General features: G+C 68.4%; 8 protein-coding genes. 2 read left to right on the forward strand and 6 right to left on the reverse strand.

Annotation, left to right across the window (positions count from 1 at the left end; translation table 11 throughout):
• A partial coding sequence (locus tag ACWDOP_RS38805) for a carboxyl transferase domain-containing protein (RefSeq protein WP_456349063.1) occupies positions 1–462 on the reverse strand: 462 nt, incomplete at its 3' end.
• Between the two features lie 111 nt (positions 463–573).
• Here ACWDOP_RS38805 and ACWDOP_RS38810 point away from each other — a divergent pair.
• Entirely contained in the window at positions 574–1,164 is a 591-nt protein-coding gene (locus tag ACWDOP_RS38810; RefSeq protein WP_456349064.1) for an SACE_7040 family transcriptional regulator, read from the forward strand.
• A 2-nt stretch (positions 1,165–1,166) separates the two neighbouring features.
• Here the strand turns inward: ACWDOP_RS38810 and ACWDOP_RS38815 are convergent, their stop codons facing one another.
• Entirely contained in the window at positions 1,167–1,610 is a 444-nt protein-coding gene (locus ACWDOP_RS38815; protein WP_454201673.1) for an SRPBCC family protein, read from the reverse strand.
• 205 nt (positions 1,611–1,815) lie between these two features.
• On the opposite strand from ACWDOP_RS38815, the gene ACWDOP_RS38820 reads away from it, so the two are divergent.
• On the forward strand, positions 1,816–3,033 hold the full coding sequence (locus tag ACWDOP_RS38820) for a TetR/AcrR family transcriptional regulator (protein WP_456349065.1): 1,218 nt from the start codon (positions 1,816–1,818) through the stop codon (positions 3,031–3,033).
• 57 nt (positions 3,034–3,090) lie between these two features.
• On the opposite strand, the gene ACWDOP_RS38825 is transcribed toward ACWDOP_RS38820, so the two are convergent.
• The 4 genes from ACWDOP_RS38825 to ACWDOP_RS38840 form a co-directional block, all read right to left on the reverse strand.
• The gene (locus ACWDOP_RS38825; protein ID WP_456349066.1) at positions 3,091–3,306 is read right to left on the reverse strand and encodes a hypothetical protein; all 216 of its coding nucleotides are present in this window, start codon (positions 3,304–3,306) and stop codon (positions 3,091–3,093) included.
• 505 nt (positions 3,307–3,811) lie between these two features.
• On the reverse strand, positions 3,812–3,934 hold the full coding sequence (locus tag ACWDOP_RS38830; RefSeq protein ID WP_456349067.1) for a hypothetical protein: 123 nt from the start codon (positions 3,932–3,934) through the stop codon (positions 3,812–3,814).
• Positions 3,935–4,101: 167 nt separating this feature from the next.
• Positions 4,102–4,317, reverse strand: coding sequence for an MbtH family protein (locus ACWDOP_RS38835; RefSeq protein ID WP_354985897.1), 216 nt, complete (start codon positions 4,315–4,317; stop codon positions 4,102–4,104).
• 102 nt (positions 4,318–4,419) lie between these two features.
• Positions 4,420–5,928, reverse strand: a 1,509-nt coding sequence (locus ACWDOP_RS38840) for an alpha/beta fold hydrolase (RefSeq protein WP_456349068.1), incomplete at its 5' end; no start/stop codon positions are given.

Below are 5,928 nucleotides of genomic sequence, written 5' to 3' on the forward strand. Positions count from 1 at the left end.
GAGCGCGAAGTCCGGTACGACGCCCGCACGGAAGGTGGTCTCCCCGCGCACCAGATCGACCCAGGACAGATCCTCGTCGGGCATCCGGAGGCGGACCTGCGCGCGCAGGTGCTTCTTCACCGTCATCGGGTAGTAGGTGCCGCCCTTGACCGTCGCGTCGTTGGCGATGATCACGCATTCGCGCCCGGCGATGCGGCCGATACCGCCGATGACGCCCGCGCCGGGGCATTCGTCGTCGTACAGCCCGTTGGCCGCGAGCGGGGACAGCTCGAGGAAGGGCGAACCGGGGTCGAGCAGCTGGTCCACGCGCTGGCGGGGCAGCAGCTTGCCGCGGGCCAGATGGCGTTCGCGCGATTTCTCCGGCCCGCCCAGCGCGCTGTGGGCCAGCCGTTCCCGCAGTTCGCGCACCAGCGCGAGATGCGCGGCCCGATTTCCGGTTCGCACTTGCTCGGTGACCGTCATGCGCTGCACCTCTCCACGCGGTTGATCCTGACGCTCGGTTAATCCCCACTAACTCGAAAATAAGATAATCTTCACTAACTGACTTGTCCAGGACCGACGAAGGGAGCAGCGGTGACCAGCAGCGATACCGTCGCCCCGACGCGTCGCGAACAGCTCAAGGCGCAGCGCAGGCAGCAGCTACTGGAGGCGGGAGCCCGGCTCATCGCCGATCGCGGCTTCCTCGGGATGCGCCTGGACGATCTGGGGGCGGCGGCCGGCATCAGCGGCCCCGCGGTCTATCGCCACTTCCCCAACAAGGAAGCCCTGCTGGTCGAGTTGCTCGTCGGCATCAGTCAGCGGCTGCTGGACGGCGGCCGGGCGGTGTCGAGCGCCGCGGACTCCCCCGCCGCGGCCCTGGACGCCCTGATCGACTTCCATCTCGACTTCACCCTGGGCGAACCCGAACTGATCCGCATCCAGGATCGCGATCTCGAGAATCTGCCCGAGGGCGCCCGCCGACAGGTCCGCCGCACCCAGCGCCAGTACGTCGAGGTCTGGGTGGCCGTGCTGCGCGAGGTGCACCCCGACCTCCCCGAGGCGACGGCCCGCGTCCAGGCCCACGCGACCTTCGGCCTGATGAACTCCACCCCGCACAGCGCCCCGCCCGCGGCCCGCGCGCGCCCGATCCTGCGCCGCATGGCGTCGGCGGCGCTGCGCCCGTAGCGTCAGATGCCGCGCAGTTCGCTCTCGGCGGTGCGCAGGACCATGTGGAAGCCGGTCCGGATGACCGGCAGGAACATCGCGGTCCAGAGGCCGGGCAGGATCGGGGCGGCTATCTCGAAGGTCGAGAACCAGCGGACCTGCGTGCCCTGCGGGACGGCCTTGAAGGCGATGAAGCCTTCCTGATGTCGCAGGGGCGGAACCGATTTCAGCAAACGGTAGCGGACCAGCTCGGGCGGGTTGTACTCGACGATCTCCTCGGTGAGGCGGATGAGTGGGGTGACTATGAGACGCACCGCGCCGACGCCGTGACCGTTGGTGTTGCCGGGACGGACCAGGGTGACGCGGCGGCACAGCGGGACCCGCTGGAAGTTGGTGGCGTCGGTCATCCAGTCGAAAACGTCGGGCAGGGGGGCTCGGAGGGTGCGCTCAACATCGACCGTGCGCAATGCCGGCTCCGTTCTGCTCTGCTCGGATCTCTGGGCAGCCTAGGGGATCCGGGAGCCCGGCGGCGAAGGAACCGCTGCGAATACTCGAATCGACCGGCTCGATTCGAGTGAGCGCCTTGGGCTTTCGCCCGCGAACGGGTCACGGCGCGGTTGCGGTGCCGAACCCGGCAGGGCCGCAAAAGACCTGGTGACTACCATTGCCGATATGAATGTCGAGGAGCAGCGCGTTATTCGCCGCCGCCCGAAGAATCGGCGCGCCCAGATCGCCGCCACCTCGGCGGCCGCCTTCGGCTCGCTCGGCTATCACGGGGTCAGCATGGAGGACATCGCCGCACGCCTGGGGATCTCCTCCGCCGCGCTGTATCGGCACTATCCGAGCAAGTACGCGCTGTTCCGCGAGGAGCTCCTGCGGCTCGGGCAGCTCACCGTCGATTCGGTCACCCCGCCGCCGGAGACCGAGGGCCTGACCCCGCTCGAGCGCCTGAGCGTGGTGCTGGACCGGGTGATCGCCGAGACCGTCGGCAACCGCGCCACCGTCACCCTGGTCCGCTGGGAGCAGCGCTACCTGGACGAGACAGACCACCGGACCCTGTCCGAGCAGTTCGCCGCGGCGCTGGCGACGCTGCGCGGGCTCATCGCCGACGTCCGGCCCGATCTCGACGCCGCCGACTGCGCGGTGCGGGCGGTCGCGGTGTTCAGCGTGGTCAGCAGCATCGGCGATCATCACGCCGCGCTGCCGGTGAAACCGCTGAGCGCCCTGCTGTATTCGACCGCGCTGGCCCTGGTCGCCGCCGAGTTGCCGCCGCCGGAGATCACCGCCAGCGCACCGCGGGCGACCGAGATTCCGCAGTCGTTCAAGCACGAACTGCTGCTGAAGAAGGCGGTGGAGCTGTTCCACCAGCGGGGCTATCCCAATGTGAGCGTCGAGGACATCGCCTCGGCGGCCGATCTGTCCGCGGCCTCGGCGGTGTACCGCTACTACCGCAGCAAGGGCGACCTGCTCGCGGCGGCGTTCCGGCGCGCGGCCGACCGGGTCTCGGGCGCCATCGGGCCCGCGGTGGCCTCCTCGGCGGGTCCGGCCGAGGCGCTGGCCAAGCTCGTCGACCTGTACGTGGCCGGTTCCTTCGCCGAGCGCGAGCTGACGTTCGTCTACTACGCGGAGTTCGGCCATGTCTCGGCCGAGGAGCGCACGATGCTGCGCAATGTGCAGCGGCTCATCGTGGCCGAATGGGTGCGCCTGCTGGTGGCGGTCCGGCCCGAACTGTCCGACGGCGAGGCCCGCATCCTGGTGCACGCCGGCTTCGGCCTGGTGGTCGATCTGGGCCGGGTCTTCGGGGAGGATCAGCGAGTGTGCCCGCAGGAGCGCGTGATTCGGCTCATGGAGGTCACCCTGTTCGGCGCGGTGCCGGCCCGGCACGCCTGACGCCCGAACGCGCCCGCCCGATCACGCACCGATCGGGCGGGTGTCCGGTATCGCACATCAAGTGGTCGCGAGCACCGACACGGGAGTGAAGGGCGCGTAATCGCACACATGTCCATTATCCCAATCCCAGAGCGAGATCGGATCCACCGCTACACCGCTTTGCAGAATCAGTCGCCAACCGGCGTCCTCGCGCTGCCAGATGTCACCGTCGCGGTCCCAGTACAGACCCACGGCGCTCGGCTCGAGCATTTCGTCGTGGCTCATGCTGTTCATCCCCACTGCTCTTCCTTCCCACTACGTAGCTAACGGCCAGCGAGTGCGCGAAGAGATACACCGCAGCGCCTACAAGGGCTTTCGCGGTGGTTACAGCTTGTCTACCGCTCCAATATATTTGCCAACCATTCGCCCTCGAAGTAAGCGCGCTGGGCGAGTTGCAAATTATCCGGGATCGACGGCGATTGACCGTCAGCTGCTCCGCATTGACAGCTTTCGGCACAACCCTTTTCGGCCGGGTCCGCTTTGCAGTGTCCGAATCGTCCGGTTACCCAGTGAAATCGGGGCCGCTCCGGAAACGAACCGAGCCGCCAGGGCGGAATGCCCTGGCGGCTGGAAGCTTTGGCCCGACGGTTCGGCCCGAGCGCGGGATCGGACCGGGATGCGCGACTAGGTCGTGGTCGGCGCGGGGATCGGCGGGAAGGTGAACGACGACCCGGTGCCCAGCATCTGGGCCAGGACCCCGAGCAGGTTGTCTACGGCGCTGCCGCTCTGCACGACGGACCTAGACCGCGGGCGGCGGGGTGACGGGCGGGGTGCCCGGGGTGACGGACAGGTCCGAGCCCGAGCTGAGCAGATGGGCGATGGCCTGAAGGAGGCTGGTGAAGCCGGCGCTTCCGAGATCCATGGGGTGTTATTCCTTTACAGCACAGGGGTACAGCGCGAAATACGAGCGGGAGATCAGAGCAGCTTGGGGTCGTAGCCGATGGTGGAGCCGCTGCTCAGGAAGTTCAGGATCTGAGTGAGCACGGCGGTGATGTCGACGCCTTCCATGACGTCTCCTTTCGATAGTGTTTATTCGGATTCCGACATCGCTTCGACGAGCGATGCCGGCCGCATGTCGGTCCAGTGGGACTCCACGTATTCGAGGGAGTCCGCGCGCCGTGCGGGTCCGAAGGCGATGGTCCATCCGCTCGGAATGGCGGCGAAGACCGGCCACAGCGAGTGCTGGGCCTCCTCGTTCACCAATACATAGAACTGAGCGTTCTCATCATCGAAGGGATTGCTCAACGAACTGCCTTTCTTCACCGACACAGCAAGCTGTGAAAACGATGCTTTTCAGAATGTACATCAGGCGTCAGTTCGACGCACCTGAAACTTCGAACTGTGGAATTACCGGTGACCCACCTGCCTGCGGAGGGCGTTGAGCACCCGGGCGACGCGCGCCAGGGCCTCGGGCGAGGCCATCTGCCAGTGCGTGGCCTCGACCGCGTAGCTGTGCACGATGCCGTCGACGACGTCGCGCCAGCCCGAGACCCCGATGGCGCCGCTCGGATCGTCCAGGGCCGCAGCGAAATACAGGAGGTTGCCCTTGAAGCTGCGGGGCTCGTAGGCGCCGATCAGGCCCAGCGAGGCGAGACCGGAGTCGATGATGCGCGCCACCCGCTCCGCGGTGACCGAGGCGAACGGCTCCGGCAGCACCGACAGGCGTTCGGCCAGCGCGACGGGATCCGGATCGGCCGAATCCGCGGCGGCGTCGTCACCGAGCAGCCCGCCGAGCAGTTCGGCGACCGGCAACCGCACCGGTCCCCGCACCTCGCCGGTGTCCAGTGAACTGTCCAGCATGGCCAGCGTCGCGACCTCCTGGCCCTGTTCCTGCAACTGCACCGCCATGGCGTGCGCGAGCACACCGCCCAGCGACCAGCCCAGCAGGTGGTACGGGCCCTCGGGCTGCACCGCGCGGATCTCCTCGACGTACCGGCGCGCCCAGCTCTCGATCGAATCCGGCAGCGGCGCCTCCGATCCCAGCGTCGGGGACTGCAGACCGTAGATGGGCCGGTCCTCGTCCAGCTCCGCCGCCAGCGCGGCGAAGGACCAGGCGACGCCGCCGACCGGGTGCACGCAGAACAGCGGCGCTCCCGCGCCCTGCGGGCGCAGCGGCAGCAGCACCTCGAACGCCGCGTTGGCGTCGAGATCGCCCGCGCTCCTGGACAATTCGGCCACGATGTCGGCCGGGGTCGGCGCGGTGAACAGCAGCACCACCGGGATCTTGCGGCCCAGGGCGGCGCCCAGTTCGGCGGCCAGGCGCACCGCGATCAGCGAGTTGCCGCCGAGCTCGAAGAAGTTGTCGTCGAGCCCGACCGGATCCCGGTCCAGCACCTCGGCGAAGACCCGGCACACGGTGACTTCCACCTCCGCGGCGGGCGCCCGGAACTCGCGGGGTGCGAACTCGGGCTCGGGCAGCGCGGCCCGATCCAGCTTGCCGTTGGTGTTGAGCGGCAGTTCGGCCAGCACCACGAACGCGGACGGCACCATGTACGACGGCAGGCGCTCGGCCAGTGCCGCGCGGATGCGGGCCGGATCCGGTGCGGCGTCGTGCTCGCCCGTGCCGACCAGGTAGGCGACGAGGTGATCCGAGCCGGCCGCGCCGTCCGCCTTGGCCAGCACCGCGGCCCGGGTGATCTCGGGCTGGGCCAGCAGCGCCGCCTCGATCTCGCCGAGCTCGATACGGAAACCACGGATCTTCACCTGGAAGTCCGTACGACCCCGGTAATCCAGCTCACCGTTCGCGTTCCACGCCACGAGATCGCCGGTGCGGTACATCCGCTGACCCGGCTCGAACGGGTTGGCCACGAAACGATCCGAGGTCAGATCCGCACGACCGAAGTACCCGCGCGCCAA

This window comes from Nocardia sp. NPDC003693, assembly GCF_053981095.1.

Bases quoted from the DNA above. Each gene is read 5' to 3' on its own strand.
- ACWDOP_RS38820 (WP_456349065.1), top strand. From the start codon at position 1,816: ATGAATGTCGAGGAGCAGCGCGTTATTCGCCGCCGCCCGAAGAATCGG.
- ACWDOP_RS38830 (WP_456349067.1), bottom strand. From the start codon at position 3,934: ATGGATCTCGGAAGCGCCGGCTTCACCAGCCTCCTTCAGGCCATCGCC.
- ACWDOP_RS38825 (WP_456349066.1), bottom strand. From the start codon at position 3,306: ATGAACAGCATGAGCCACGACGAAATGCTCGAGCCGAGCGCCGTGGGT.